Annotated in this window: 25 protein-coding genes; 10 read left to right on the plus strand and 15 right to left on the minus strand. The window is 70.9% G+C overall.

Features of this window, described 5'->3' with window-relative positions; genetic code table 11:
* Positions 1–133: 133 nt before the first annotated feature.
* A complete protein-coding gene (locus tag CF165_RS07190) occupies positions 134–1702 on the plus strand; it encodes an alpha-L-arabinofuranosidase B (RefSeq protein WP_093946645.1) in 1569 nt (522 codons plus the stop codon).
* On the opposite strand, the gene CF165_RS07195 is transcribed toward CF165_RS07190, so the two are convergent.
* The 4 genes from CF165_RS07195 to CF165_RS07210 all read right to left on the minus strand — a co-directional run bounded on the left by CF165_RS07195 (position 1684) and on the right by CF165_RS07210 (position 5208).
* On the minus strand, positions 1684–2991 hold the full coding sequence (locus CF165_RS07195; protein ID WP_158226740.1) for a GlxA family transcriptional regulator: 1308 nt from the start codon (positions 2989–2991) through the stop codon (positions 1684–1686). The two genes, CF165_RS07190 and CF165_RS07195, sit on opposite strands and share 19 nt — an antisense overlap.
* A 2-nt stretch (positions 2992–2993) precedes the next feature.
* Positions 2994–3383 (minus strand): hypothetical protein, encoded by a 390-nt coding sequence (locus CF165_RS07200; RefSeq protein ID WP_093946647.1) that lies wholly within the window; start codon positions 3381–3383, stop codon positions 2994–2996.
* An 80-nt stretch (positions 3384–3463) separates the two neighbouring features.
* The gene (locus CF165_RS07205; RefSeq protein ID WP_093946648.1) at positions 3464–4123 is read right to left on the minus strand and encodes a response regulator; all 660 of its coding nucleotides are present in this window, start codon (positions 4121–4123) and stop codon (positions 3464–3466) included.
* Positions 4120–5208, minus strand: coding sequence for a sensor histidine kinase (locus tag CF165_RS07210; protein WP_093946649.1), 1089 nt, complete (start codon positions 5206–5208; stop codon positions 4120–4122). The genes CF165_RS07205 and CF165_RS07210 overlap by 4 nt, the downstream gene beginning before the upstream one ends.
* Positions 5209–5327: 119 nt before the next feature.
* Here CF165_RS07210 and CF165_RS07215 point away from each other — a divergent pair, with 119 nt between their 5' ends.
* The 3 genes from CF165_RS07215 (at position 5328) to CF165_RS07225 (ending at position 10245) form a co-directional block, all read left to right on the plus strand.
* Positions 5328–7901 carry a glycosyltransferase gene (locus tag CF165_RS07215; RefSeq protein ID WP_240521481.1) on the plus strand — a complete coding sequence of 858 codons (2574 nt, stop codon included), beginning with the start codon at positions 5328–5330 and terminating at the stop codon, positions 7899–7901.
* Positions 7901–9352: a radical SAM protein gene (locus CF165_RS07220; protein WP_093946651.1), complete on the plus strand. Its 1452-nt coding sequence runs from the start codon at positions 7901–7903 to the stop codon at positions 9350–9352. Before CF165_RS07215 ends, CF165_RS07220 begins: the two co-directional genes overlap by 1 nt.
* 92 nt (positions 9353–9444) lie before the next feature.
* Positions 9445–10245, plus strand: coding sequence for a GH25 family lysozyme (locus CF165_RS07225; protein WP_093946652.1), 801 nt, complete (start codon positions 9445–9447; stop codon positions 10243–10245).
* Positions 10246–10251: 6 nt separating this feature from the next.
* Here CF165_RS07225 and CF165_RS07230 read toward each other — a convergent pair whose 3' ends face one another.
* Positions 10252–10491 carry a hypothetical protein gene (locus tag CF165_RS07230; RefSeq protein ID WP_240521482.1) on the minus strand — a complete coding sequence of 80 codons (240 nt, stop codon included), beginning with the start codon at positions 10489–10491 and terminating at the stop codon, positions 10252–10254.
* 129 nt (positions 10492–10620) lie between these two features.
* On the opposite strand from CF165_RS07230, the gene CF165_RS07235 reads away from it, so the two are divergent.
* From CF165_RS07235 to CF165_RS07245, 3 genes are read left to right on the plus strand one after another with little or no spacing between them, the layout of a single operon-like run.
* Positions 10621–11868, plus strand: a complete 1248-nt coding sequence (locus CF165_RS07235; protein ID WP_167441384.1) for a GDSL-type esterase/lipase family protein — start codon at positions 10621–10623, stop codon at positions 11866–11868.
* A 56-nt stretch (positions 11869–11924) separates the two neighbouring features.
* Positions 11925–12311 carry a hypothetical protein gene (locus tag CF165_RS07240; RefSeq protein WP_167441400.1) on the plus strand — a complete coding sequence of 129 codons (387 nt, stop codon included), beginning with the start codon at positions 11925–11927 and terminating at the stop codon, positions 12309–12311.
* Between the two features lie 26 nt (positions 12312–12337).
* Entirely contained in the window at positions 12338–12685 is a 348-nt protein-coding gene (locus CF165_RS07245; RefSeq protein WP_093946656.1) for a ClpX C4-type zinc finger protein, read from the plus strand.
* On the opposite strand, the gene CF165_RS07250 is transcribed toward CF165_RS07245, so the two are convergent.
* Positions 12682–12945 carry an SAM-dependent methyltransferase gene (locus CF165_RS07250; RefSeq protein WP_240521483.1) on the minus strand — a complete coding sequence of 88 codons (264 nt, stop codon included), beginning with the start codon at positions 12943–12945 and terminating at the stop codon, positions 12682–12684. The two genes, CF165_RS07245 and CF165_RS07250, sit on opposite strands and share 4 nt — an antisense overlap.
* 216 nt (positions 12946–13161) lie before the next feature.
* Complete coding sequence (locus CF165_RS07255) at positions 13162–14034, minus strand: LysR family transcriptional regulator (protein ID WP_093946657.1); 873 nt, start codon at positions 14032–14034, stop codon at positions 13162–13164.
* 99 nt (positions 14035–14133) lie between these two features.
* On the opposite strand from CF165_RS07255, the gene CF165_RS07260 reads away from it, so the two are divergent.
* Positions 14134–14970: a TIGR03620 family F420-dependent LLM class oxidoreductase gene (locus tag CF165_RS07260; RefSeq protein ID WP_093947143.1), complete on the plus strand. Its 837-nt coding sequence runs from the start codon at positions 14134–14136 to the stop codon at positions 14968–14970.
* A gap of 13 nt (positions 14971–14983) precedes the next feature.
* On the opposite strand, the gene CF165_RS07265 is transcribed toward CF165_RS07260, so the two are convergent.
* From CF165_RS07265 to CF165_RS07290, 6 genes are all read right to left on the minus strand, one after another.
* Positions 14984–15412 carry a Rieske (2Fe-2S) protein gene (locus CF165_RS07265; RefSeq protein ID WP_093946658.1) on the minus strand — a complete coding sequence of 143 codons (429 nt, stop codon included), beginning with the start codon at positions 15410–15412 and terminating at the stop codon, positions 14984–14986.
* Positions 15413–15422: 10 nt separating this feature from the next.
* Positions 15423–15974 (minus strand): DUF6529 family protein, encoded by a 552-nt coding sequence (locus tag CF165_RS07270; RefSeq protein WP_093946659.1) that lies wholly within the window; start codon positions 15972–15974, stop codon positions 15423–15425.
* Positions 15974–16660, minus strand: a complete 687-nt coding sequence (locus CF165_RS07275; protein WP_240521484.1) for a hypothetical protein — start codon at positions 16658–16660, stop codon at positions 15974–15976. Before CF165_RS07275 ends, CF165_RS07270 begins: the two co-directional genes overlap by 1 nt.
* A 153-nt stretch (positions 16661–16813) precedes the next feature.
* Positions 16814–19330, minus strand: coding sequence for a CHAT domain-containing protein (locus tag CF165_RS07280; RefSeq protein WP_240521485.1), 2517 nt, complete (start codon positions 19328–19330; stop codon positions 16814–16816).
* A 191-nt stretch (positions 19331–19521) separates the two neighbouring features.
* Positions 19522–21135 carry a S8 family serine peptidase gene (locus CF165_RS07285; RefSeq protein WP_093946660.1) on the minus strand — a complete coding sequence of 538 codons (1614 nt, stop codon included), beginning with the start codon at positions 21133–21135 and terminating at the stop codon, positions 19522–19524.
* Positions 21136–21191: 56 nt separating this feature from the next.
* A complete protein-coding gene (locus CF165_RS07290) occupies positions 21192–22523 on the minus strand; it encodes a hypothetical protein (protein WP_143268463.1) in 1332 nt (443 codons plus the stop codon).
* On the opposite strand from CF165_RS07290, the gene CF165_RS07295 reads away from it, so the two are divergent.
* Together CF165_RS07295 and CF165_RS07300 are read left to right on the plus strand one after the other, a co-directional pair.
* Positions 22488–23081, plus strand: coding sequence for an RNA polymerase sigma factor (locus CF165_RS07295; RefSeq protein WP_093946662.1), 594 nt, complete (start codon positions 22488–22490; stop codon positions 23079–23081). The genes CF165_RS07290 and CF165_RS07295 overlap by 36 nt on opposite strands.
* Positions 23078–23518, plus strand: coding sequence for a hypothetical protein (locus CF165_RS07300; RefSeq protein ID WP_240521486.1), 441 nt, complete (start codon positions 23078–23080; stop codon positions 23516–23518). Before CF165_RS07295 ends, CF165_RS07300 begins: the two co-directional genes overlap by 4 nt.
* A 52-nt stretch (positions 23519–23570) precedes the next feature.
* Here CF165_RS07300 and CF165_RS07305 read toward each other — a convergent pair whose 3' ends face one another.
* Both CF165_RS07305 and CF165_RS07310 read right to left on the minus strand, forming a co-directional pair.
* Complete coding sequence (locus CF165_RS07305; protein ID WP_093946663.1) at positions 23571–23930, minus strand: hypothetical protein; 360 nt, start codon at positions 23928–23930, stop codon at positions 23571–23573.
* A 3-nt stretch (positions 23931–23933) separates the two neighbouring features.
* Positions 23934–25244: a hypothetical protein gene (locus tag CF165_RS07310; protein WP_093946664.1), complete on the minus strand. Its 1311-nt coding sequence runs from the start codon at positions 25242–25244 to the stop codon at positions 23934–23936.
* Between the last annotated feature and the right edge of the window lie 182 nt (positions 25245–25426).

Below are 25426 nucleotides of genomic sequence, written 5' to 3' on the forward strand. Positions count from 1 at the left end.
GAGATTTCTAAATCGTTTTAGGGGTGGTCGGCGGTCCGTTTTGCGTCCGATGTGAGCGTTGACGAACCGCGGTCCGGAATGGATAGTGCTCGCTGGTATCGCTCACATCGCTCGGCCCCCCACGGAGGCTTTTATGTCTCAACGACGAGACAGCAAGAATGTTAGCGCTAACACTCGACCGAGGATCCTGCTCCTGCTGTCCGCGGCGGCGGCGCTGGTGCTGGCGAGCCTCACGACCGCGTCGACGGCTTCGGCCGCGACATCGCTGCCCTGCGACATCTACGGGGCCGCGGGGACGCCGTGCGTGGCCGCGCACAGCACCACCCGCGCCCTCTACGCCGCCTACAACGGCCCGCTGTACCAGGTTCAGCGCGCGTCCGACAGCGCACGCACCAACATCGGCCTGCTCGCCGCCGGCGGGTACGCCAACGCGGCCGCCCAGGACTCCTTCTGCGCCGGCACGACCTGCCTGATCACCGAGATCTACGACCAGTCGCCGCGCCACAACGACCTGACGATCGAAGGTCCCGGCGGCGCGGGCGGCCAGGACACCGGGGTGCCCGCGGACGCCCTGCCCGTGACGGCGGGCGGCCACCAGGTCTACGGCGCGTCGTTCTCCGGCCGGATGGGGTACCGCGACAACACGACGTCCGGCGTCGCCGTCAACGGCCAGCCCGAGGGCATGTACATGATCACCTCCGGCACCCACGTCAACGATCGCTGCTGCTTCGACTACGGCAATGCCGAGACGAACAACCTGGACACCGGCAACGGCCACATGGACGCGCTCAACTTCGGCACCGAGTGCTGGTTCCAGCCCTGCAACGGCACGGGCCCGTGGGTGCAGGCCGACCTCGAGAACGGCCTGTTCCAGTCGAGCGCCGGCGGCAGCCAGAACACCGCGAACACCGGGACGAAGTTCCCGTTCGTCACGGCCCTGCTGAAGAACAACGGCCAGAACTTCTTCGCGCTCAAGGACGGCAACGCGCAGTCCGGCTCGCTCAGGACGACGTACTCCGGTCCGGAACCCACGACCGGATCCGGGTACGCGCCGATGCACCAGGAGGGCGCGATCGTCCTGGGCACCGGCGGCGACAACAGCAATGGCTCGATCGGGTCGTTCTTCGAAGGCGTGATGACCGCCGGGCTGCCGACCGACGCGGCGGACAACGCGGTCCAGGCGAACGTCGTGTCGGTCGGCTACGGCGGCCCGACGGGGACCACCGGGTCGCTGACGGCGGGTTCGGAGCTCTCCCTGCGGGCGACCACGGCGTGCTGCACCGGTGACTACCTCCGGCACCAGAACGACAGCGCGGTGATCTCGCCCGTCTCCTCCGGAAGCTCCACTGTGGACAAGAGCGACGCCACCTGGATCGTCCGGAAGGGACTCGCCGACGCCTCCTGCGTGTCGTTCGAGTCCCGCAACTACCCCGGGGACTTCCTGCGCCACTTCAACTTCAAGGTGCAGCGGCAGCCCATGGACGGCAGCGCGGCCTTCCGCGCCGACGCGACGTTCTGCCCGGTCGCCGGGAAGAACGGGCAGGGCACGTCGTTCCGGTCCTACAACTACCCGACGAAGTACCTGCGGCACTACAACTTCTCCGTCTACATCGCCGACACGAGCGGCACGAACGCCTGGGACAGCGCCACGTCCTACAACGACGACACCAGCTGGGTCGCCGGTCAGCCCTGGGCGCCGTGACGCTTCCTGATCCGGATCCCCACGGCGACTGCCGCCGCCCCGAGCAGTAACAGGGCGACCGGCAGCGCCGTGGGCAGCCACGGCCAGGCCCGGCCTTCGAACACGATCCCGTCGGCGGGCAGTTCCAGCACCTTCGCCGTCCACCGGGCGGTGGCGACGTCGGTGCTGCGGGCGAGCCCGCTCACCGCGGTGTCGTAGGCGAAGCCGGGCCGGTCGTGGACGTACTCCGGGGCGGGGACGCCGGGCGGTGGCGTGACTCCGCGCGTCGCGCCCGGAACGAGCAGCCGGTCGAGGTCCGGTGCGGCGGCCAGGCTCGCGCGGGGCACGAAGGTCAGCCCGTGCCGTGACCGGACCGGGCCGCCGTCGGCGCTCACGGCGAGCGTGCGCGAGGACAGGGACTGGCCTTGGGTGTCGAAGACCGACGCGAGTTCGATCTCGCCGGCGCCGTTCGTGAGCAGCACGCCGATTTCGTCGGGGTTCCAGCGGAAGCCGGCGTTGACGATGGCGGCGGCGTCCGGCATCGAGGCGGGCGGGTGCACCGGCACCGCGGTGCCGTAGCGCCACCAGCCGATCGCCTTCGCGACGCCGGCCGCCACGTCGCGGCCGGCCAGCCGCTCGACCCAGTGCAGGGTGCCGTCGATGCCGGAGAGGATCCCGCCGGTGGTGACGACGTCGCCGTCGTCGACGAACCGCTGTTCCCGCGCCCAGTGCACGGCCGGGTAGTCGTCGGCGAACGTTTCGAGCTTGAGCCAGTGCGCGGTGGCGGGGCGGCCGTCGAGCAGGCCGGCGGAGGCGAGCACGCCGCCGCCGTTGCAGACGCCCAGCAGCTTCGCGCCGCGGGCGGCCTGCGTGCGCAGCCACGCCTTGACCGGCTCGGTGCTCGGCTCGCCCAGATCGGGGAGTGCCGGGACGACGACGAGGTCCGGCGGTTTCGCGCCGAGCCGGGCGGCGAGGTCGTCGAAGCCGAAGTCGGGCACCAGGTCGAGGCCGCCGGTCAACGGCTTCGCCTCGCGGCGCGGTGCGGCCGTGTAGACGTTGAACCGGCCGCTCGCGGCGAGGACTTCGTACGGCGCGAGGACGTCCGAGACGACAGCACCCCGGTCGCCCACGAGGACCACCGCGGTCGGCTTGGCCGGGTCGTGGGGAGCCGTCGCCGCGGCGGGGACGGGCCGCTGCGGGCCGGGGGAGTTGAGGGCGCCGATCGCCGCGAACGCGGAGAGGGCGGCGCCCACGGCGGGAATCGCGAGCACGGCGAGGACCAGGGCGAACCACTTCAGGACGGTCCGCATGATCAGTGCCAGTACTCGGCGCGGCGCCATACCATGGCGGCGAGCATGAGCGGGAACATGACGACGTGCCCGGCGACCATCAGGGCGGTGCCGGAGAGCGCGCCGAGCCAGTACGGCACGAGCAGCGCCACGAACGGCAGGTACATCACCGCGGCCATCTCCGCGATCCGTGGCCACGCATGGCGGCGCACCGCCATGGCGAGCACCATCGCGACGGTCATGTTCGTGGCCATCACGAGCGCGTCGGCGTCGGCGCGCTCCAGCCAGGCGGACGGCCACAGCGGGCCGAGCGCCACCATGCCGATGATCATGGCGGTGACCATCTCGGCGTAGTGGCCGGTGAACCGGGCGAGCTTGCGGGTGGTGGTCCGGGTGGTTTCGGTGGTGGTCATGGCTTCCCTCCAGGATCTGCTCCTGGACCAGAATCGCCGTCGCCAGCTGTGCTGCCAGGTGCCGGAAGTCACAACCGGGGTCACGGCCGGAGCAGGCCCAGGTCCCGGGCCCGCAGGGCGGCCTGGGTGCGGTCCCGGGCGCCGAGCTTGCCCAGCAGGTTCGTCACGTGGTTCTTGACCGTGCCCTCGGCGAGGAACAGCGCCGCGGCGATCTCGCGGTTGCTGCGTCCGCCGGCCAGCAGGCGCAGGACCTCCAGCTCGCGCTCGGACAACGGCACCACCAGCGGCTGCGGGCGGGACTCCGGCGTGTCGGGCAGCTGGGCGAACCGCGCGACGACCTTCGCGGCGACGGACGGCTGCAGCACGGACTCCCCGCGCGCGGCGGCCAGCACGGCCTCGACCAGCCGGGCCGACGAGACGTCCTTGAGCAGGTACCCGACCGCGCCCGCGCGCAGGGCGGCGAAGACGTCCTCGTCGTCGTCGAAGGTGGTCAGCGCGATCACCCGCGTCTCCGGGTGTTCGGCGCGGAGCCGCCGTGTCGCGGCGACGCCGTCGAGCACCGGCATACGCAGGTCCATCAGGACGACGTCGGGCCTGAGATCGGCGGCCCGGCTCAGGGCTTCGTCGCCGTTGCCCGCTTCGCCGACGACGTCGATGTCGTCGTGGGTGGCGAGCAGCGTGGCCAGGGCTTCGCGGAACAGGGCCTGATCGTCGACCAGCAGGACGCGGACCGCGGTCATCCGGGGATCTCCATGCTCAGGGCACTGCCGTGGCCGGGGGTGGAGGCGAAGGTGACTTCGCCGCCGAGGTGTTCGGCGCGTTCGCGCAGCCCGAGCAGGCCATAGCCGGTGGCGGCGCCGTCGGTGCCCACTCCATCGTCGCGCACCGAGAGCCGGACCACCGACTCGGCGTACTCCAGTTCGACGTCCGCGCGCCCGGCGGCGGCGTGCTTGCGGACGTTCGTCAGGCCTTCCTGAGCCGCCCGGTAAAGCGCTTCGCGTGGTCCGTCCGTGAGGGGACGTTCGGTACCGGATACCGCCAGCCACGCCGGAACACCCGCCGCGGACGTTTCTTCGACGAGGGCCCGCAGGGCTTCCGGCAATGGCGTCGACCGGGGTTCGCGCAGCGCCCGCACCGAGCGGCGGACCTCGGTCAGCGCGTTCTCGGCCTGGTCCTGTGCCTTGGACAGGACCTCGTCGGCCTTGGCGGGATCGGTCGGCAGGACCGCCCGCGCGGCCTTCACCTGCATCTGGACGACGGTGAGCGAATGCCCGAGACCGTCGTGGATGTCCCGGGCGACGCGGTTGCGTTCCTGCGCCGTCGCCAGCCTTTCCGCCTGCGCCGCGTAGTCCCGGAGTTTCTCGTGCGCTTCGGCGAGTTCGCCGCGCGAGCGTTGTTCCCGCAGCAGCAGCTCGGTGATGATGGCCGCGAACAGCACCGACATGAGGGTGCCGATGCCTTCCCGCAGCCCGTCGCCGAGCGACATCCCGAGGTGCACGAGCGGCACGACCGCGATGACCAGCGCGATCGCCGGGCGGGGCAGCCGCAGCAGCACGCACTGGCTGACCAGGACGACGAGGAACAGTGTCGCCCCCACCCCGGCGTCGATCGTGAAGATCACGAACGCCAGCGGCAGCTGGACGACGGCGTAGCCGGCCGCCCACCACGGACCGCGGCGGCCGCGGACCCAGCCGAAGCCGACGGTGCCGAGCGTGGTGAACACCGCGCCGAGCACCAGGCCGAGCCCGGGTTTCCCGGACCCGAGGACCCCGAACACGATCGACAGGAAGGCGCCGCAGGTCAGCACCCCGAGCGCCCGGTTCATGCGGTCACTGTGGGGCGTCCGGCGCCGGCGGTCAACCACGAAAGCGTTCACACGGCCGTTCGGGGCCCCCGCGCTTACGCTGGAAAAGACGGCGAAGCCGATACGGGGGTTTGACATCGATGTCAGTGCTCTGGGGCGTGTCCTTCGACGCCACTCCGCTGTCCGGGGTCGTGGTGGAGTTCCTCAAGACGGCGCGCCGCTTCGCCGCCCGCGGGCACCGCGTCCACCTCGATCTCGGCTACGACATCAAGGCCGACAAAGGCGCCTTCTTCCGGCCCTACCGCGACGAGGCGCAGCTGCTGCCCGGCTGGGTCACCCTCGACCGCGTCGCGGGCGTCGAGGAGGTCCGGGGCTACGACCGCGAGTTCGTCGACCGCGTGCTCACCCGGATGGTCCAGGCCGGCGACGACGCCCTGCGCCCGGAGATCGACCGCGTCGCCGGCGAGCTGGCGACGCGGATCGTGGCCACCTGGGAACGCCTCGGCGTGACCGTCGTGATGGTCGAAAACGGGACCCTGCCGGAAAACGTGGCCTACACCGAGGCGCTGTACCGGGCGATCGACCGCTACGGCGCCCGGCACCGGCTGGGCCGGTACGTGTTCTGGCGCGACCACGACCTGATGTGGCAGAGCGAACCCGGGATCGCCAAGTACGGCCGGTTCCCCTACGCGGGCGTCCCCGCGCCGCGGAGCTCCCCGCACATCCACTACTTCGCGCTGCACGATCAGGCGCTGGCGCGGACCCTGGAATGGGTGCCGGGCCTGGCGAACATCGACGTCCTGCCCAACAGTTTCGCCATCGCCCCGGCGCGGATCGACGAACGCAACGCGGCTTTCCGGCGTGACCACGGCATTCCCGACGACGTCCCGCTGCTGGCGCGGATCACGCGGATCATCCCGCAGAAGCGCCTCGACCGGGACCTCCACCTGCTCGCGTTGCTGCCGGACGCGTGGCTGTTCGTCGCCGGCGACGTCGGCGAGACACCGGCCGAGCACGCCCGGCTCGTCGACCTCGCGACGCGCCTCGGCGTGCGCGACCGCGTCGTGTTCGGCGGCTGGCTGACGCCGTACGACACGGACGTGCCCGGCCGGTACTCCGTACGCGACCTCCTCGCGCACGCGACGGTCGTGTCGTTCCTGACCTCCTACGACTACGAGAGCTACGGCAACCCGGTCAGCGAGGCGATCGCGTCCGGGACGCCGTACGTGACGAGCGGGTACGAGCTGTACGACGTCGTCTACGGCAGCAAGGGCTTCCGGGCGCCGGTGCTCGACATCCGGACCCGCGACCTGCCGGACGAGGCGTTCGCCCGCGAAGTCGCCGAGCTGATCACCGACGAAGGGAAACGGGCGGAAGTGGTGCGGGCGAATTCGGAACTCGGGCAGGCGCGGTTCGGCACGCGGGTCGTCGACGACCTGGTCGACCGGCTGTACCCACCGCCGATGGGAGCGGGCACCCGGCTGAGCGTCGTGCTGCCGGTGTACAACGAGGCCGCGAACCTCCCGGAGGTGCTGCGGACACTGCACGACCAGCGCGCCCTGGACAAGAATCTGTACGAGGTCGTGCTCGTCGACAACAACTCGACCGACGACACCGTGGCCATCGCGCACGCCTTCGCGGCGGCGCACCCGGACCTGGCCCTGCACGTCATCCACGAGCCCGAACAGGGCGTTTCGTGCGCCCGGCGCGCCGGGATGGACTTCGCCGCGGCCCGCAGCCGGAACCGGCCCGACAGCGACCCCGGCGAGCGGTTCTACCTCGTGTCGGCCGACGCGGACTGCCGCGTCGACGCGCACTGGCTGAGCGAGCTGTTCGCCGCGATGGAGTCGAGCAAGGCCGCCATCGGCGTCTGCGACTACTACTACGACGCCGGGCACTTCACCGGACGGCCGCGGCTCTGGGACGCGATCCAGCGGACGCTGCGCTGCCGCGCTGTCACGTTCGCGCTGTTCGGCGGCTTCCCCGACGGCAAGGGCTTCGCCGTCGAGCGCGACGCCTACGAGCGCGCCGGCGGCATCGAAATCTTCTACCAGCTGCAGGACGGCAAGTTCGTCAACCACCTCTCCGACGACTGGGATTTCGGGATCAAGGTCGCCGGCGGCGGCGACGCGATCACCTACGCGCCGCGCTCGCGCGTCGAGATCAACCCGCGGCGCGTCGACCACGCCATCGACGAGGTCATCACCGGCCGGGCCTACGGCTCGGACGGCATCATCGTCATGCGCGACATCCGGCCGTCGGCGCCTTCGATGCCCGCCGACCTCACCGAAGCCGAAGCGAAGCAGGCTTGGGAGTTCTCGATCAAGGACTTCACCCCGAAGAACACCATCCTGCCGGTGCTGCTGACCCCGGCCCTGCTGGAGGACGACGCCGTCATCGCGTTCTTCGGCACCGATCTCGCCGCGCGGCTCGCTCGGCGGATCGCCGAAATCCGCCACGAGATGCGCGTCGCCGACTTCACGCCCATCCACAGCTACAAGACGCCGTCGTACCGGCTGTACTTCGAGTTCGCCGACGAGCTGTTCGCGTGCCTGCGGCGGCACGTCGGCGAAGACATCGGCCACCCGCCGCCGCTGCCGCCGTGCCTGGCGGAGGTCCCGGCGCAGCGGTTCGCCGAGTTCGTCCGCTACTACTGCGAAGACCGCGAGTCGGGAGAGGCCCACAACTACTTCGGCAACGGAGGCGTGTTCTGATGACCCTGGGCTACGAAGAGGCGGTCGGTTCCCTCCACGCGATCGACCCCGCGTGGCCGCGCCCCGGCGTGCTCGACGTCCTCGAAGCGCCCGAGAACCGGCACCTCCTCGACTTCGTGCAGGAGGACCCGTTCGGGGCGCACGTCTTCCCGGGCAACGTCCCGGGTTCCCCGGAGGACTTCCTGCGCGACCTGGACGCACAGCTGGCTGTTGCCTCGGGACCGATCCACCTGTGGTCCTACATCCCCACGTGCGCCTACCGCTGCCGGTTCTGCCAGTACCCGGTGGTGCTGGTCAAGGGGAAACCCGAAGTGGCATACGAGAAAGCGAAGTCCTGGGTCGACCTCAACATCGCCGAGGCGCGGCTGTGGCTCGACGCCGTGCCCCACCTGCGCGGTGCCGAGGTGGGGGAGTTCAACGTCTTCGGCGGGACGCCGTCGCTGCTCCCCGAGCCGGAGATCCGGCGGCTGCTGGAGTTCTACCGGGCGAACTTCGGGTTCACCGCCGGCACGACGATCCGCTTCGAAGGCGACCCCAGCACGTTCACCCCGGCGAAGCTCGAGCTGCTGCGGGAACTGGGCTGCACCAAGCTGTCCAGCGGCGTCCAGTCCTTCGACGACCACGTGCTGGAGCTGTGCGGCCGCGAGCACACGGCGTCGATGTGCGTCGACTTCGTCCGCAACGCGCGGCGGGCCGGGTTCGAGTGGGTCAGCATCGACCTGATGTACGGCCTGCTCGACCAGACCCTCGACAGCGTCCGGCGCGACCTCGACGTCGTGCTGGAGAACGAGGTGACGGCGGTGGTGTGCACGAAGCTGCACCTGGCCTCCTACAGCGACACCCGCACCGGCGTGACCGGCGAGAAGCCCGCGGCGTGGCAGCTGCCCGCGTACCGGGACAAGCTGGTGCGCGACGGCCACCGCTGGCCTGCGCTCGGCGAGCAGTACCAGATGCGGGAGCTGCTCACCGAGGGCCTGCGCGCGGCGGGCTACACCGAGCACCCGACGATGTACTTCGCGCGCGACGGTCTCGGCCCCGAAAAGTGGAAGTCCATCATGGTCGACCAGGACAAGCAGGAACCCGAGGTGGCGATCGGGCTGGGCGGCAGCTCGAGCTGCCGCGCGTCCGAGGCGATCACCGACGTGAATTCCCGCCGCTACACCGAAACCGTGCTTTCCGGCCGGATCCCGCTGGGGTCGGCGACGCGGTTCACCCCCGAGGCGCAGGAGGCCAGGGCCGTCAAGATGGCGCTGACGACGTTGCAGCCGCTGCGGGATTCCCTGCACACCGAGCGGTTCCCCGGACGTTCGCTGTTCGCGGAACCGTGGCTGGGCAAGTTCCGTTCGCTGGCTGCGCGTGACCTCGTCCGGATGCGGCCGGACGACGGCGTGGTCGAGCTGACGCCGCCGGGGGAGACGCTGGTGGAGGCGATCATCACCACCGAACTCTGAAGATCACTGCATCGGGTGACAGCCGTCTCGCGGGGAGCGACCGCGGCAGGCACCATGGGCTCGGTCGTGCCAGCACCGAGATCGGAGCCCGGATGAGCCGAACCGCTGCCGGACTGCTCGCCGGCGCCGTCGCGGCGGTGGTCCTCGCCACCCCGGCCGAAGCGGCGCCCGCGGACTACTCGCTGGCGGCCGCGACCTACGCGGGCACGCAGATCGCGGCGCACGAAGGCGTGCAGGGGAGCGGCCGCGCCGACCCGGCGGGGCAGACGCTCGGGCACGACGTCAGCGGCCACCAGGGCGTGGTCGACTGGCCCGCCGCGGCCGGCGCCGGCGCGAAGTTCACCTACGTCAAGGCGACCGAGGGCACCGGGTTCGTCAACCCGCAGTTCGGTCCGCAGTACGACGGCGCGCACGCGGCGGGCATGATCCGCGGCGCCTACCACTTCGCCCGCCCGGACGTCTCGGGCGGCGCGCAGCAGGCGGAGTACTTCATCGCCCACGGCGGCGGCTGGCGCCCGGACGGGACGACGCTCCCGGGCGCGCTCGACATCGAGTACAACCCGTACGGCGAAGTCTGTTACGGCAAGAGCCCGGCCGACATGACGGCCTGGATCACGGACTTCACGCGCACGTACCTGGCGAAGGTCAAACGCAGCGCGCTGATCTACACGAGCACGGCGTGGTGGAAGCGCTGCACGGGCAACACCGGCCGGTTCGGGAACACGAACCCGCTGTGGCTGGCGCGGTACGCCCCGGCGATCGGCGAGCTGCCCGCGGGCTGGGCCAAACAGGCCATCTGGCAGTTCGCCCGCGGCGGCGGCCTGCCGGGGGACCAGAACTACTACAACGGCCCGCTCGGCCGCGTCCAGGCGTTGGCGAAGGGCCTCCGGTAGCTGCGCTTAGAGCCGTAGCCGCAGGTCGGGCCACGGCGGCCGGCGCACCATGGCGAGGCCGGCGAGGACCGCGGCGGCCAGCCCGATACCCACCCCCAGCAGGGCGACGCGCGTCGCGTCGACCGCCGGTTCCCACTTGGCGTGTCCCTCGCGGATCGCGAACACCCCGACCGGCCGGTGGACCGGGATCACGGTCGTGCCGTCCGGGGTTTCGTACGGATCGCCGAAGAGGCGGGGTTCGGTCATGCCGCCATCGAACCGAAAAGCAGCGCCGCTGACAAGATCGGACAAAACCTTTGTCGCTTCCGTGACCGGCTGCTTACGATCGGGTGGCAGCTCCCCGGCCGTTCGTCCTTTGTGGACCAAGGAGGCGCCGTGCGCAGGATCGCCGTTCTCGCCGCGGTTTCCGTGGCCGCGGCCGTCGTGGTCTCCGCTCCGGGGGCCGCCGGGGCCGGGCACGCCTGGTTCACGTCGTGGGCGCAGTCGCAGGACGGCCGCGCCGACGCCCCGGTCACCGGCCAGTCGCTGCGGATGATCACCCACCTCAGCCAGGGCGGCGACGCCGTGCGCGTCCGGCTCCAGAACACCTTCGGCACCGGGCCGCTGACCGTCGGGCACGCGACCGCCGGGCCGAGCACGGGCGGCGCCGCGGTCACCGGAGTGCGCGACCTGACCTTCGGCGGGCGCCTCGCCGTCACGATCCCGGTGGGCGGCGAAGTCTGGAGCGACGAGACGAGGCTCGCGACGCGCCCGGATTCCGATCTCGCGGTGAGCATGTCGGTCGAGGGCACCGCGGTGCCCGGCCGTCACGGCGCGGCGTTGCGCGACAACTACCTCACCCCGCCGGGTTCGGGTGACCACGCCGCCGACGTCGCGGGCGGGGCCTTCACGGCCACGGTCGGCTCCACGTACGTCGTCAGCGCCGTCGACGTGCACAATTCCGCGTTGCAGGGCACGGTCGTCCCGTTCGGCAGCTCGGTCGTCGACGGCATCGGCAGCACCAACTGCGGGCCGGGCTGCACGCAGCTCGGCGCGAACCGCCGGTGGACCGACGACCTGGCGCGGCGGATCGTCGCCTCGCCGGCGCGGCTCGCTGTCGCCAACGCGGGTGTCTCCGGCACGACGAGCGCCCGGTCGTGCCCGGGGATGCCGCCATCGGTGGCGGGCCTGGACGCCGCGAGCCGGCTGGACCGGGACGTCCTGGCACTGCACGGCGTCACGGCCGTCATCTACTACTACGGCACGAACGACCTGGCGTACGGCTGTGACGCCGCGACGATCCTGGACAGCTACCGGACGGTGTTCGGGCGGCTGCGGGCGGCCGGGATCTCGGTGTACGTCACGCCGAGCACGCCGCGGCCGGGGTACGGCGACCAGGCGAACCTGGCCCGGCACGAGATCGCCTTGTTCGTCCGGCGCGGGAACACCTGCGGCGGCACGTGTTCGGGCGTCGTGGATTTCGACACGGTGCTGGCGGATCCGCTGCAGCCGAACAGCATCCTGCCCGCCTACGACAACGGCGACGGCATCCACGCCAACGCGGCCGGCCAGCAGGCTCTCGCGGACTTCGTCTCCCTGCCGATGCTCACCCGATCCGGTCCGGTGCTCCACACGATGGGGTGACCGGGCGAGTCGGAGCAGCGGGACTGTGCGTGCCGGTCAGCAGAGTACGTCCGGTGATGAACGAGTCGATGGACGACGCCGGGTGCTGCCTGCTGTCGGTGGCCTGGAACGTCGCCCCACTGGCCGAAGGGCAGCACGGCTCCCGTCGCGGCGATCTGCGGCGCACCGTGGTGGCCGTGTGCCGGACCGCCGGCCACGGTGCCCGGGACTGGGCGGCGCGGCACGGGGCGGGCACCGAAACCGAGTACCGGCCGTTCCTGCAGCTCGCCGACGTCGCCTACGAGATCGCGACGCTCCTGCTGCTCGTGGAGGACTTCCTGGTGCCGGACCTGGAACGGGAGCACCGCCGCTGGGCGGAGATCGAGGAGCTGACCACCCGGCTGACGGAACTCGCCGAGTGGACGGCGGCCTTCCTCTTGTCAGGCGCGCCCTTACGTCTGTAAGGTTGCCCCTGACAAGGAGGTCTTCCATGAGTACTGCGGTGATCGCCCGTTGTTCGTTCTGCGCGAAGCCGAACACGGAGGTGGACACGCTCATCGGCGGTCCAGGGGTCTTCATCTGCGACGGCTGCGTGCAGCTGTGCGTGACGGCGATCGAAGGAAAGCCCGCCGACGCGCCGCTCATCGCGCCGTGGGAACACGACCTGCCGTTGGAGCAGGTGCTGCAGAACCTCGCCCCGGTGTCGGCGGCGAGCACCCAGGTGCAGGAGAACCTGGCGGCGTGGGTCGCCAAGGCACGCGCATTGGGCGGCACGTGGTCGCAGATCGGCGAGGCCCTGGGAATGACGCGCCAGTCGGCGTGGGAGCGGTTCGCCTAGGGTTTGACACCCACCCCGGCGTAGGGACCGTCTTCTTCGGCGTCGACGACGGCGGCGAGCCGGTCCGGCCGCCAGCTCGCGGAGGTCGTCAGCCCGGGTTCGACGAGGTCGAAGCCCTCGAAGAGCGCGAGGACTTCGTCTCGTGAGCGCGGGTGCATGTGGTCCTGGGTGGAGCGCATCGTTTCGGCGACTCGCGGATCGCTCAGCACGGCGAAGTCGTTGGTGAGATGGGTGAGGGCGAGGTGGCTGTTCCGGCCCACCCCGCGGCATCGCCGGTGTCGAGCAACCACATCTGCCGCGCGTAGAACTGCTGAACCTCTTGCTGCACCGCAACTCCCGCCTGGGGTGGACGCTCCTTACGGTGCCCGGACCGGCTCAGGGCCCGCTCAAGATGGAGTGAGTGTCGCCGAGGAGGGGCGAACTGCACCGGGTGAACCCCGGCCGGGGTACGGCGTCGTTGCTGTCCACTATGGACGCTAGTGGGTCACCTCGTCGCGGAAGGCCGCGACCGCGCACTCGGCCGCGCCGGTCGCGTTTTCCGCGGCGACGACGACGCTGCCGGCGATCGTGACCGCCGGGTCCAGGGGGATCGCCCGTACCCGGGTCGAGCGGATCTCGGCGACCTGGTCGGCGGGCAGCACTGTCCAGCTGCGCGGCTCCGAGCCGACTTCGACGATCGTGTCCTGGAGCGTGCCGGTCGGCCGGCCCGCCCGCGCGTACCGCCCGGTGCCGCGCAACGCCGAGACCACGGCGTCGTGCAACGGTGGGTCGTGCTCGCGGGCGGGAACGCGCAGCGTGTCGTCGGCCAGCTCGGCAAGTCCGACGGCCGGGCGATCCGCGGCCGGGTGGTGCTTGGACACCACCGCGAACAGGCGTTCGGTCCAGGTCGGCAGCACGGTGAGCCCGGGCACGGCGCACACGCCACGGGTCAGCGCCAGGTCGAGTTCCCCTTGCCGGAGAGCGTTGAGCCGGGCCTCGACCGGCAGGTCGACCAGCACGACGTCGAACTCCGGCGCCCGTTCACGGAGGGCGTCGATACCGCGTTCCAGACGGGCGGTCAGGCCGGCGGCGGTGCCGATGCGAACGCTCGTCATGACCTGCTTCGCCGCGATCTGCACCTGGCCGGCCGCGGCGAGCGTGGTGCGTGCGGCGTCGAGCACCCGCTGCCCGGCCGCGGTGAGCCGGACCTGCCGGGGTGACCGGTCGAAGAGCCGGACCCCGAGTTCCCGTTCCAGCCGGGCGATTTGCTGGCTGACGGCGGGTTGCGCGATGCGCAGCCGTTCGGCGGCCCGGCCGAAGTGCAGTTCGTCGGCGACGGTGACGAAATAGCGCAGCGCCCGCAGCTCCACGGTTTCACCCCCGGATGATCTTGACGATAAGGGAAGCTTATCGCAGCACGTGCCGGTTGGCTCTGGTTCGCGCCGCCGACCGGTGCTGAAGTCGTGATCATGACAATCGAACTGGGATCGCTGGGTGCCTACCTGGCCGCCGCCGAGGCGACCGCGACGGATGCCGTCGCACTGGAGAAAGCCGGGTACGGCGCGGTTTGGCTGGCCGCGTCGCCGTCCGCCGATCTCCTCCAGGCGGAGCGGCTGCTCGACGCCACGAACCGGATCGTGGTGGGCACCAGCGTGCTCAACGTGTGGCAGGCGGACGCGCAGACGGTCGCCGACTCCTACCACCGCATCGCAGGCAAGCACGCCGACCGGCTCCTCGTCGGCATCGGCGCCGGCCACCGGGAGCTCGACGCCGGGTATGCGTCTCCGGTGACGAAGATCGCGAGCTACCTGGACACCCTGGCCGCGGCCGGCGTCCCCGCCGATCGCGTGCTGCTGGCCGCGCTCGGGCCGAAGATGCTCCGGCTGGCGGCCGACCGCGCCGCGGGCACGCTCACACTCCAGGTGACGCCCGAGCACACCCGCCGCGCCCGGGAGCTGCTCGGAGCGGGCAAGCTGGTGGTGCCCGGGCACAGCGTGGTCCTCGACACCGACGTCGAACGGGCCCGAGGGACCGGCCGGGCCGGGCTGCGCCCCGTCCTGGGGATCGCGAACTACGCCGACAACCTCCGGCGGATCGGCTACACCGACCAGGACCTCACCGCCCCCTTCAGCGACCGGTTGGTCGACTCCCTCGTGCTGCACGGCGACGAGACGGCCATCGCGGCGGGCGTCCGCGCGGAGCTGGCGGCGGGGGCGAACCACGTCGGCGTGCACGCAGCGGGCGCCGACCCGATCGGTGTTCTCCGCGCGGTCGCCCGGGCAGTGCGCGATCAGCGGGTGAGGTAGTTCGTGACAGGCCTCAGGTCAGGGTGATCTTGCCGCCCTTGACGGTGACTGCCTTCTTGTCGAGGGCCTTCGCCGCCGGGCCGTTCGCCACCGAGCCGTCGGCGATTTTGAACTTGCTGCCGTGGCAGGGGCAGTTGATCGTGCCGTCCGCGACGGTGTCGACCGTGCAGCCCTGGTGGGTGCAGATCGCCGAGAAGGCCGCGAAGGTGCCCGCCGCCGGCTGGGTCACCACCACCTGCTTGTCGGCGAACACCTTGCCGCCGCCGACCGGGACGTCGGCGGCGGCGCCGAGTTCGGTGCCGCCCGCCGCGGGTGGCTGCGCGGCGGATGTCGGCGTGCCCGCGCTCCCGCCGTAGGTACTGCAGCCGGCCACCAGCCCGGCGCCCATGACCGCGAGTGCCGTCCGGCGCGCCAGCACCGGGTCCGTGTCGTCGTCGTGCACGATCGTCCCCCTAGAAGATCAAACCGAATTGGGTGAAGAACCAGAGCGACGCGCTCAGCCACAGCCCGACCAGCGCGGTGAACACGAGCCCGCCGAGGACCGGGAGCGACCACCCGGGTGCGCCGTCCTTGCGCAGCAGGAGCATCTTCGCGACGAACACGCCGTAGAAGAAGCAGCCGAGCAGGGAGTGCAGGAGGACGCGCGTGTCGAACGACTGGAACCCGAGCGCGTAGAGGCAGTGCAGCGCCACCGGGATCGACACGAGGAAGGCAAGCCGTCCCGACCAGCGGTGCACGGGCGCGACCCACGCTGGCGCGCCGCCGCCGAGTTTCCCGTACATCGCCAGTGCCGAGGCGAGCTGCACGAGGGCGAGCACGATGACGACCGTGGCCAGCCAGGCTTTCACCGACTGCGGGCTGGAGAAGCCGGCGACGTTCACCGCGACCCCGGTCGGCGTGTGCAGGTTGCCGTAGACGCCGAGCACCACCGAGACGACGGCGCCGACGGCCAGTGGGACCAGGAGCAGGACCGCGGCGCGGTTGTTCGCTGCCGTGGCGGCCATCAGAAGTCACCGTTCCCGGCGAGGCCGCTGATCGGCTCGGCGGTCACCGGGGCGCCGTCGACGGTTGCGGTGCTCGCCGCCGGGTCGAGCGTGGGGGCGGCCGCCGAGTCCTCGTCCGTCGTGAGGATGCCGACCTGGCTGCCGTCGGGCTGCACGATCCAGCCGACCTTCGCCGTCTTGCCCTTGACCTTCGGTGTCGCGCGGTAGAGCCCCGCGGGCTTCTTCGCCGTGGGCGCGGTGAACTGCCAGGTCTTGCCGGACGCCGTCACGGTTCCGGTGACCGACGCGGCGTCGAAGCTACCGGTCAGGCTGGAATTCTTCACTCCTTTGAGATCGAGCTTCCCGCCGGCCGTCACGCCCTGCAGCCAGGCTTCGATCTTCTTGCCGTCGCAGAGGTAGGCGATCGCGTGGCCATCGCGCACCGACACCGCGACGGACGCACCACCGCCGGTGACACGCCCCGCGTAGTCGGCCCGTGCGGGCGCTTCCGCTTGGGACGCTTCGGGTTTCGGTGCCCCCAGCGTCTCGGACGTCTTGGGCGGCGCCGCCCTGGTGGCCGCCGCGTCGGGGGACCCGGCGACGGGCGCGACGCCCGTGCCGGTCGCCAGGTTGACCATCCCGATCCCGCCGGCGAGCACGACACCGGCGAGCAGTGTGAACAACGGCCCCGGATGTTTCATGGTCATCCCCGCATTCCCTGACCGACCACCATGCCGGTAACACGGAAGTCGGGGCGAAACAGCTCAACGCTACGCGCGGAAAAGAGGTATCGCTTAGCTCGTGCAACCGGTTGTGCCGTGGTGGCTCGCGCGCTGCGGGCTGACAAAACGTCTCCGGCGTCAGGAGCCGAAGGACACCAGGGGGATCAGAGGTGCGACCAGGGACGCCTTGGCCAGCGCGCGTGCCGGCGTCGCGCCGCGGTGCAGCAGCTCGTGGTAGCAGCTCATGACGTCCACGGCCGTGTCGTCAGCCACTCTCGCGACACCGGCCACGACGGTTTTTGTTCCACTGTAGAGAAAAGCTGCCGCGTAACCGAGCATTTCGTCACCGGTCCTCATCACTGAACGGCCCGTGTCGCACGAAGAAAGCACGACGTGTTCGGGTGCCGAGGACAACGCGCCGATGTCGTACGCCATCAGCGGACCGTCCGCGAGGTCCAGCCGCGAGAACAGGATGTTGCCCGGCTCGTGGTGACCGTGCGCGGCGAAGTGCACGATCCGGCGGTTGTCCATGTGCGCGAGCGTCGCCGCTACCGTCGCGTCGTCGCCGGTGAGCACCGTGCTGGCGGGCAGCGAGCCGGCGATCTTGCCGACCTCCGCCGCGGCGAACTCGAGGCCCGGACCCGCGACCAGGAGCGGGCCCGAGCCGGACGGCTCGCCGGCCGGCGCGTGGGTGCCGCGCAGCCACGACGACGCCGACGGCGTCACGGTGACCGGGCGTCCGCGCAGGGCATCGAGCAGTCCCCACGGGATACCGGCGAGCGGGCCGGTCGGGACGACGACGAGGTCTCGGTCGGCAAGGGCCTTCTCGAACGGCCGCACCAGGCGTTCGCCGAGCACGGCCAGCTGGTGGGTGACGGAGTTGGTCATGACGGCCCGCAGCGCCGGCGGGTGCCGCCTGCCGCACAGCGCGTCGAGATCGGTCCGCAGCCGGATCGTCGCCTCGACGACCGCGGGCCGGTCCCCGAGCCGGACGAGGCCGCCTCGGCCGTCGGCGATCACCACGGCGAGCAGCTCGTCGTCGACGGTCATGAAGGTGACCATCACCGCGTTCTGCGCGGCCAGTTCGTGGGCGACGTCCTGGAGCGTGGCCTCGTCGTGGTACTGGCCGTCTCCGCCGACGTGCCAGCCGCGTTCCCGGATGAGGTGCTCCAGACGGGCGCAGCGGCGTCGGGCTTCGACGTCCGGGCGTCTCGCGAGCTCGGCTTCCCGGATCACCACTGCCAGGCGGCGCAGTTCGGCCACCGCATCCGCGGTCTCGGCGTCGAACGGCGGGCGCACCGGCCGCATGAGGAACGCTTGCGCTCGTGAGCGCTCGGCCCAGCTGAAGATTCGTGCGGGGCTGCTCTGCCGGACGGCGGTGGTGAGGCCGATGGCCGCCAGTTCCGACGCCACGGCGGCCGCGCCGGTGCGCAGGTCGAGGCTGCCGAGCCGGCCACGGTGTTCGTGCAACAGCGCGAGTCCCGATCGCGCCTGGCGTAGCGCGTCACCGGTGCGGCCCGCGGCGAGGTGCAGCTCGGCGGTCGCCATGCGGCGCAACAGCGCCGTCTCCAGCACGGGCTGGGTGCCACGCCCGATCACGAGGTGGCGCCGTGCGTCGTCGAGGTACCCGCGCCGCGTCGCCGCCCGTGAAGCCAGCAGAGTGGCAGTCTCGGCGTCGTTCGGCAGGCCGAGACCGCGCAGCCGCACGGCGAGTTCCTCGGCTTCGGCTTCGACGCGGTGAAGCCGCTTGCCCGTGCAGAAGTCCGCGCGCAGGCGGGTGAGCACGGCTACCGCGGCCCGGCTCGAGTCCCCGCGCCGGAGGAAGTACTGCTCGGCACGACGTGCCCAGGACCTGGCCGTGCCGAACTGCTGCTGGGCGACGGCCGCTTGGGCGCGGGTGAGCGCGGCCTCGGCGCGTTCGTAGGTCGGCCTTGCGTGGCCGAGCAACCGGATCGCCTCGTCCAGCTCCGACGCGGCCTCGTCGGCGAGACCCGCCTGCATGAGCGCCCTCGCCTTGTCGATGCCGACGACCGCGAGCAACTTGGGCGCGTGGACGGCGAATCCCTGCCCGGCCAGGGTGAACGCGCGCAACGCCGCCGGGATGTCGCCCCGGAGCGTTTCACAGTAGCCGAGGTTGAGCTGGGACTTGGCGACGATCAGCGGCAGGCCCGCGGCGCGGGCGATCGCTTCGCAGCGCTCGAGATCGCTCTTCGCGAGCCGCGCCCGCCCGGCCAGCGCGTGGAGCATGCCGCGGTTCATCAGATCGGTGGCGCGGCCGTAGTGGTCGGCGGGGTCGCTGTGCGTCGAGATGCCCTCGTTCAGGTGGAGGAGGGCGTCGTCCATCCTGCCGACGAGGACGCAAAGCAGGCCGCGCTGGGAGAGCAGCGCGCTGCGGTCCTCCGGAGCCACGATGCGTTCGGCGTCGTCGAGCAGCCGGAATCCTTCCGCACTGCTGCCGAGGTGGACCTCGGCAGCAGCCATGCTGATGAGGATGCGAGCGGCGATCGCCTGGTGCTCGCGTTCGAGCACGTTCGGCCAGTCGAGCAACCGCAACGCACGCCGGAACAGGCGAATGCCCTCGCCCGAGCGGCTGCCCTCGACCGCGGCCCGGCCCCGGCCGTGGAGATCTCGCGCCTGAGAGCCGACGCTGGTCACGTCAGGCTCCGGCCGCCGGCGCCGGGCCGGACTCGCCCCGCGGCTCGCGGCTCCGGAAGAGTGGCTCGTCGAAACTCATCACTCTCCCTCCGGCCCGCGCGCTCGACCCGCCAGGGCCGCGCGCCGCACACACGTGGCGAGCCGACCGGCAACTCTACTCCGTCGAGCAGCTCGCCCTGGCTCTTCGTGAGTCACGGATGGTCTTTCCGGAAGCTCTTGATCGCCTGCTCCGCTCGTGCCCGCATTTTCTTGGTGCGGACGTCGGTGATCGGCACCTTCTGGTTCACCAGGTACCGCGCGAGCCCGGCGGCGACCTCCGGGGCCGCGTAGGACGTTCCGGACCCGATGGCGAACCCGTTCGGGTAGACGTCCGGGTCGGCCGACCGCCGGTCGCCTGATCGGGTCGTGCGTCCGGGACCGACCGGGCCGCGCACACTGGTCGGGAACGTGCTGACCACGTTCGCCCCCGTCGCCTCGACGGTCACGTTCGGCCCGGCGTTGCTGAACCACGCCTGGGTGTCGTCCACGTTGAGCGCGCCGACCGCGATGACCGGGGGGCCGATCCACGGATCGTTCGCGTCGACGGGCTCACTGGCGAAGGCGGCCGGGTAGAACGGGCGGGTGGTGGAGTCGTTGCCCGCGGCGGCGACCACGATCACGCCGAGCTCGGCGAGGGCCTTGAGAACCGTGCGGAGGTGAGACGCCTCCAGCGACGCGCTCTCGACGTAGCCACCCAGCGAGATCGACACGATGTCGACGACGTCTTGGTCGCTCTGGGCGTTGGCGATGCGTGCGACGAGCAGGTACATGGCGAGCAGGAGGTCGGCCTCGTAGCAGACGTTGTCGCGGTGCAGCACGCGCATGGCGAGCACGTCGGCGTCCGGTGCGTTCTGCCGGATGCGGCCGGCGATGAACGTGAAGTGCCCGGTCGCCCGGTCGACGTCCTCGGTCACCGTGTTCTCACTGCTCGCGCTCTCCCAGGCGTCCGTGAGGACTTCAGTGGGCGTCAGCCCGGACAGGTGCTGTTGCTGCGCGCTGATCGCGGTCTCCGACGCTTTGAACTCGCGGAGGAACCCGTTCGGCGGAAGCGTGCCCTGGAACTGCGTGAGACCGAACCACGGGTGCTGGTTCAAGCCGGTGTCCGGCACCGCGATCACGACCCGGCGGCCTCCCTGTGGCGTCGCACTGCGCGCGGGCGGCGCGCCGGTGTAGGCGACCGGGAACATCCGGTAGGACGCGTTGGGGCCGCCGTCACCGGCGTCGCGGACGTCACGCGGGCCCCAGGTCGGGACACCCCCGTATTCGGCGCCGACCAGCAGGTGCTCCAACGAGATCAGGTCGAGGCCGGGGTTCCCGTCCAGCCGGCCGAGGCGGTGTGCGGTGCGGATCTGCTGAAGCACGAAGTAGGCGTCGACCACTTCGGCGTTCTCGCCGTACGCCACGAGCGCGACCGGTATCGGGAACTGCGCCGTGTACCGGTCGTCCAGTCCGGCCAGCTCTTCGGGGAGATCAGCGGACGGCAGTGTTTTGCCGTCCGCGAGCAGGCTCGCGCCCGTCACGTTGATTTCCTTGTCGATCTTCTCGAGCAGAACGGAATCGAGCAGGACGCTTCGGGGAAACAGCAGGACGGCCGAGCGGTACACGGTCGACAGCGGCGGCGGTGTCGGTGGCGTCCCGGGCACGCGGGCGGCATCGGCAGGGCGCAACATGCGGCTGCCGTGCTTGTCCAGCAACGACTGCGGCCAGTCGGGCAGGTCGACGTGCTCGGCGCGGACGACCGGTCGCCGGGTGAATCGAATCGTCATCGGAATCTTCCTTTCGGCAGGTCTTTCGGTAAGTCGTCGCGAGAGCCGGGTGTGTGTCAGCAGTGCAGCCGGACGGTTCCGCGTGAAGTGTTTTTGGCCGGGAGCGTCACGCGGAGTTGTACGGCGTTGTTCGACTCGTTGCCTTCCGCGATTTTGTGGCCGGGATCGACGGTGATCGTGATCGAGTGCGCACGGCCGTAGTCGAGCGCGCTCAGTGGCAGGGCCGCGACGGTGGAGCCGGTCGAGTCCGGACCGACCGCGGTGTTCAGGCTGATCGTCGCGCCGGGGACGCTCCTCACCGTTACCGGAACGAGGCCGGGCAGCTGTTCGGGCGTCGCTCCGGTCAGTGCGACGTGGAAGAAGATCTCGAGCGCATCGCGTCCGTCGACTGTCCCGCCGGGCTGCAAGACGCAACTCGAGCCCTGTGACGACACTGCGAGATCGAGACTCGGTTGCTCAGCGCTCAGCGCGACGACCATCGCCTTGTCGTTCAGGTCGTGCTCGATCACCAGCCGCGCGGTCTGCGTGCCGGTCGCACCGGCGGGCTTGAACGCCACCCGGAAGGTGCAGTTCTCACCGGAATCGAGCGTTTTCCCGAGGCATTCCCCGGTGCGGGTGAACTTCGCCTTCGCCGGACCGTCGAACTCGATGGTTCCGACGCGGGCGGGCGCGCTGCCGGTGCTGGTGATCGTGACGTCGTGGTCGCAGACCGGCTTGCAGGTCACCGTGGCCGGCGCGACCTCGAGAGCACCGTCCCCGTGGGTCGACGTGACGGTCGGGGGCGGTGTCGTCGGCTGAGTGGTGGTCGGCGGACGCAGTCCCGGCAGCACCGGCACGATCTCTTCGCCGGTCGCGGCAGTCACGCTGACGGCGCTCGAATAGGTGATCACCGCGGCGACGACCGTGATCAGCATGGCCACGGCGGCCCGGCCCGGACGCCACCGGCCCACCGTGCTGACGAACGGCGGGATGGCCGCACCGAGGCAGAGTGCAACCAACCTGATCACACCAGGCTCCGTGACCACGCTGGTCAAAGCCGTTCCGCACACCGCACCGACGATCGCGAGGCCGAGACCGATCGAGGCGTTCTTCGCTTCCGCTGTTGCCATCGCACTCCACTCCTCTCCGAACCGGCGATCGGGTGTCCGATTCGACTTCGGCACCAGGGGTGGCACGACGACGCCGTGGATACATCGAAATCCTCTGATTGTCTTGGTGACCGTCCGGGTGAATCTCACCCTTCGTGTAGCGCTCCCGATGGTCAACGCGACAACCATCCAGGAGGCGACCTCAATGGCAGCGAAGAATCTCGCGGAAATTGTCACCGGCGTCGAACGACTCCCAGGACCGCGATGAACGGACAGCGGCCTGCGGCCACCAACGCGCACATCGGCGAACTGCTCCAGGCCGCGAGGGCCGGTGACCGCGAGGGCCTCGCCGAGATCGTCCGCGAGCTGACCCCGATGCTCTGGCACATCGCGCGGGCGCAGGGGCTCGACCCCGATTCGAGTTCGGACGTCGTGCAGCACACCTGGCTCACCCTGGTGCGTTCGCTGGCGGACATTCGCACCCCCGCGGCACTCACCGGCTGGCTCGTGAAGGTCACCAAGCGGGAGGCCTGGCGGGTCGCCCGAGCCCAGCGCGCCGAGCGGCTCGTCGATCCCACGGACATGCCCGACACCCCGGAGCAGGGCCTCGGTCCCGAACAGCTCGCGGTGGCCGAGGAGAGCAACCGGTTGCTCTGGACGCTGCTGCGCCGGCTTCCTGAACGGTGCCAATGGCTCCTGCGCATCGTTGCGTTCGTCCCGCGACCGGACTACGCCGCGGTGGGTGAGAGTCTCGGCATGCCGCACGGGAGCATCGGCCCCACCCGCGGCCGATGCCTGGCCCGGCTGCGGCGGCTGCTGGAGGCCGGCGTCCGAAACGGCGAAGGGCAGGCGTCATGACCGATTCCGACGAGGCCGTCCTGCACCGGGTCCGCGAGCTGTGGGCGGCCGTCGATCCGCCCCCGCCACTGCTGACGGACTGGGTGTTGTTCGCGCTCGAGCCGACCACACCGGACGCCGAGATCCTCCGGATGGCCGGGCACCGCGAGCCGGCGGCCGCCGCCCGCGGCGACGAATACACGCGGTCGATCACCTTCGAAGGCAAGAACCGGACCGTCGTGCTCACCCTGACGCCCTCGGGCGAGGACACGGTCCGGGTGGACGGCTGGCTCGCCCCGCCCGGCGCGCTGACGGTCGAGCTGCGCACCGGGCGAGGACCCCTGTCGACCACGTCCGACGAGCGGGGGAGGTTCGCGTTCGACCAGGTGGAGCGGGGCCCGGTGCAACTGGTCGTCCGGGACAACGGCACCACGTTGACGCCCTCGATCGTGGTGTGAGGGAAGCCGGCGGCCGGCCCGGTGCCGACCGGGCCGGCCTCGGGGCTGCGGCTTATTCCGGCGCGCGCAGAGACCCCCCGAATTTCCGCAGCTCCTCCGCCTCGCCGAGGGCGTGCCGGGCGGCCAGCCGGACCGCGTGCTCGACGTGATCCGCGATCACTTCACCGAAATCGGTCTCTTCGGCCTCCGAACGAGCCCGTTCGCCCGGTTCGCCGAACTTCGCCGCGATGCCGTAGACGGCGGCTCCGAGCACTGCGTCGACCAGCACCTCGCCGTGCAGGCCGAGCGCGAGGTCCGGATCCGGCTGCCCGAAACGGCCGGGCGGCGGGTCGGGCAACGGCGGCCGGGGATGCCACGGGTCGAGCACCGCGACGAGCTCCTTCCAGATGTGCGGGAACCGCGGCCGGAGCACCTCCTAGAGGAGCCACCGCAGAACCGTGCACCGGGACGCGACGAGCCCGAGGACGTCCCTGGCCTCACCGCCGATCCGGATCAGCTCACCGAGGTCCAGCGAGGTGGCCCCGGCCAGGTACGGCGGCCGGAGGTCCATCGCGATCCGGTGGTGCCACCGCGTCCACCAGACTGCTCGCCACCACATGCACCGCTGGGTCGTCGTGCGGGCGAGCCAGACGGCGATGTTGCGGTAGTAGGCCTGGATGTCCTGGTAGGCGGCGTGCCCGGCCGCCGTCGCGGCGAACCCGACCTGCTTGACCGGGTCGGGGTTCCCGAGTTCGCCGACGAGGTTGATGTCGAAGAAGTGGTGCCAGGTCGCGTCGACCACCACCCGCCCGACCGCATCGCGGTGCCCGTCGAACGCGCCGATGGCGCCGAACGTCCGCGGGTTCAGGACGCCCTTGACGTCGGCCGCTGTTCGTCCGAAATGGATGTTCGACCACGCGATGACCTCCGGAGCGACGCTGCCCGGATACTCGGTGGTCTGGTAGCCGTCGAAGGTGAAGGTCGCCGACAGATCTGCCGGCTCGTAGCACTCGCCCTCGTGCGGGTGGTCCGGGAGGACGCGGATGATCCCGCGGGGGCCGCACAGCAGAGGATGCGGATAAGCGCGGTGGAAGTACGGGCTCCACGGCCAGGCCGAGTACAGCCGCGGCGTGATGCGCTGCGGAACATCGTCGGACTGGTCGTCGAACTGGACCCCGGGATCGTTGCCGGGGCTCAGGGTGTCCAGCCGGTTCGGACCGTCGGTTTTCGGTGCGACCGGCTCACCGTTGGGCCCGGGATCCGGCCAATACCACTTCCGCATCGACCGCACCCGCGGAACCCTGCCGCACAGCGCGACGCCGAGATCTTCGTGATCGCCGGTCGCGAAAACCCCGCCCCCGTCGTCCATGAACCGGGCGATGTCCCTCAGCTCCGTCTCGGTGATCTCGGATCCGGCCCGTTCCACGCCGAAGAGCCAGATCTGGTCGTAACCCGAAAGGTCGTGCGCGTCGAACCGGAACTGCTGCAGATCCGCACTCGCATCGGAGCGACGATGGGCCTTGGTCACGTCGAAGCGAACCCACGGGCCGGGCGGCACGGCGAGCGTGTCCAGCAGCGCCTTGAGCCCGAAGTTCCCGATCCCGAAAGTCCCACCCTGGTCGGTCACCATGAGGATCTTCACCGAACAGGGCCTCAGGAAAATCGGGTACACCGACCACGGATCCTTCACGTAGCGCCGTTGGCGATCGAACAGGTCGTCGAGCGCCTTCGCGCGATCATCAGGCATTTCCCCTCCTCGTGTGGATGACGTCGCCCACCCGGAGTGGCGCGACAAGAGGATGAGGCGGCCGGTGCGTCCCGGATACGCCGTCGTTTCCGTAGCCGGCCGCGGGACGCGGATGTATCTCGGCGCGGGTTTCCGCACCCTCACCAACGTCGCGCCGACATCCGAGGTCGGCTGCATCGCTG

The organism is Amycolatopsis vastitatis (genome assembly GCF_002234595.1).
GTDB classification, from domain to species: domain Bacteria; phylum Actinomycetota; class Actinomycetes; order Mycobacteriales; family Pseudonocardiaceae; genus Amycolatopsis; species Amycolatopsis vastitatis.

What these genes read in the sequence shown, in the direction of transcription:
- CF165_RS07245 (WP_093946656.1), top strand. Translation starts at nt 12,338, where the DNA reads ATGAGTACTGCGGTGATCGCCCGTTGTTCGTTCTGCGCGAAGCCGAAC.
- CF165_RS07260 (WP_093947143.1), top strand. Translation starts at nt 14,134, where the DNA reads ATGACAATCGAACTGGGATCGCTGGGTGCCTACCTGGCCGCCGCCGAG.
- CF165_RS07195 (WP_158226740.1), bottom strand. Translation starts at nt 2,991, where the DNA reads ATGCGGACCGTCCTGAAGTGGTTCGCCCTGGTCCTCGCCGTGCTCGCG.
- CF165_RS07210 (WP_093946649.1), bottom strand. Translation starts at nt 5,208, where the DNA reads ATGAACCGGGCGCTCGGGGTGCTGACCTGCGGCGCCTTCCTGTCGATC.
- CF165_RS07295 (WP_093946662.1), top strand. Translation starts at nt 22,488, where the DNA reads ATGAACGGACAGCGGCCTGCGGCCACCAACGCGCACATCGGCGAACTG.
- CF165_RS07225 (WP_093946652.1), top strand. Translation starts at nt 9,445, where the DNA reads ATGAGCCGAACCGCTGCCGGACTGCTCGCCGGCGCCGTCGCGGCGGTG.
- CF165_RS07230 (WP_240521482.1), bottom strand. Translation starts at nt 10,491, where the DNA reads ATGACCGAACCCCGCCTCTTCGGCGATCCGTACGAAACCCCGGACGGC.
- CF165_RS07240 (WP_167441400.1), top strand. Translation starts at nt 11,925, where the DNA reads ATGAACGAGTCGATGGACGACGCCGGGTGCTGCCTGCTGTCGGTGGCC.
- CF165_RS07220 (WP_093946651.1), top strand. Translation starts at nt 7,901, where the DNA reads ATGACCCTGGGCTACGAAGAGGCGGTCGGTTCCCTCCACGCGATCGAC.
- CF165_RS07285 (WP_093946660.1), bottom strand. Translation starts at nt 21,135, where the DNA reads ATGACGATTCGATTCACCCGGCGACCGGTCGTCCGCGCCGAGCACGTC.
- CF165_RS07200 (WP_093946647.1), bottom strand. Translation starts at nt 3,383, where the DNA reads ATGACCACCACCGAAACCACCCGGACCACCACCCGCAAGCTCGCCCGG.
- CF165_RS07300 (WP_240521486.1), top strand. Translation starts at nt 23,078, where the DNA reads ATGACCGATTCCGACGAGGCCGTCCTGCACCGGGTCCGCGAGCTGTGG.
- CF165_RS07275 (WP_240521484.1), bottom strand. Translation starts at nt 16,660, where the DNA reads ATGACCATGAAACATCCGGGGCCGTTGTTCACACTGCTCGCCGGTGTC.
- CF165_RS07310 (WP_093946664.1), bottom strand. Translation starts at nt 25,244, where the DNA reads ATGCCTGATGATCGCGCGAAGGCGCTCGACGACCTGTTCGATCGCCAA.
- CF165_RS07270 (WP_093946659.1), bottom strand. Translation starts at nt 15,974, where the DNA reads ATGGCCGCCACGGCAGCGAACAACCGCGCCGCGGTCCTGCTCCTGGTC.
- CF165_RS07205 (WP_093946648.1), bottom strand. Translation starts at nt 4,123, where the DNA reads ATGACCGCGGTCCGCGTCCTGCTGGTCGACGATCAGGCCCTGTTCCGC.
- CF165_RS07190 (WP_093946645.1), top strand. Translation starts at nt 134, where the DNA reads ATGTCTCAACGACGAGACAGCAAGAATGTTAGCGCTAACACTCGACCG.
- CF165_RS07215 (WP_240521481.1), top strand. Translation starts at nt 5,328, where the DNA reads ATGTCAGTGCTCTGGGGCGTGTCCTTCGACGCCACTCCGCTGTCCGGG.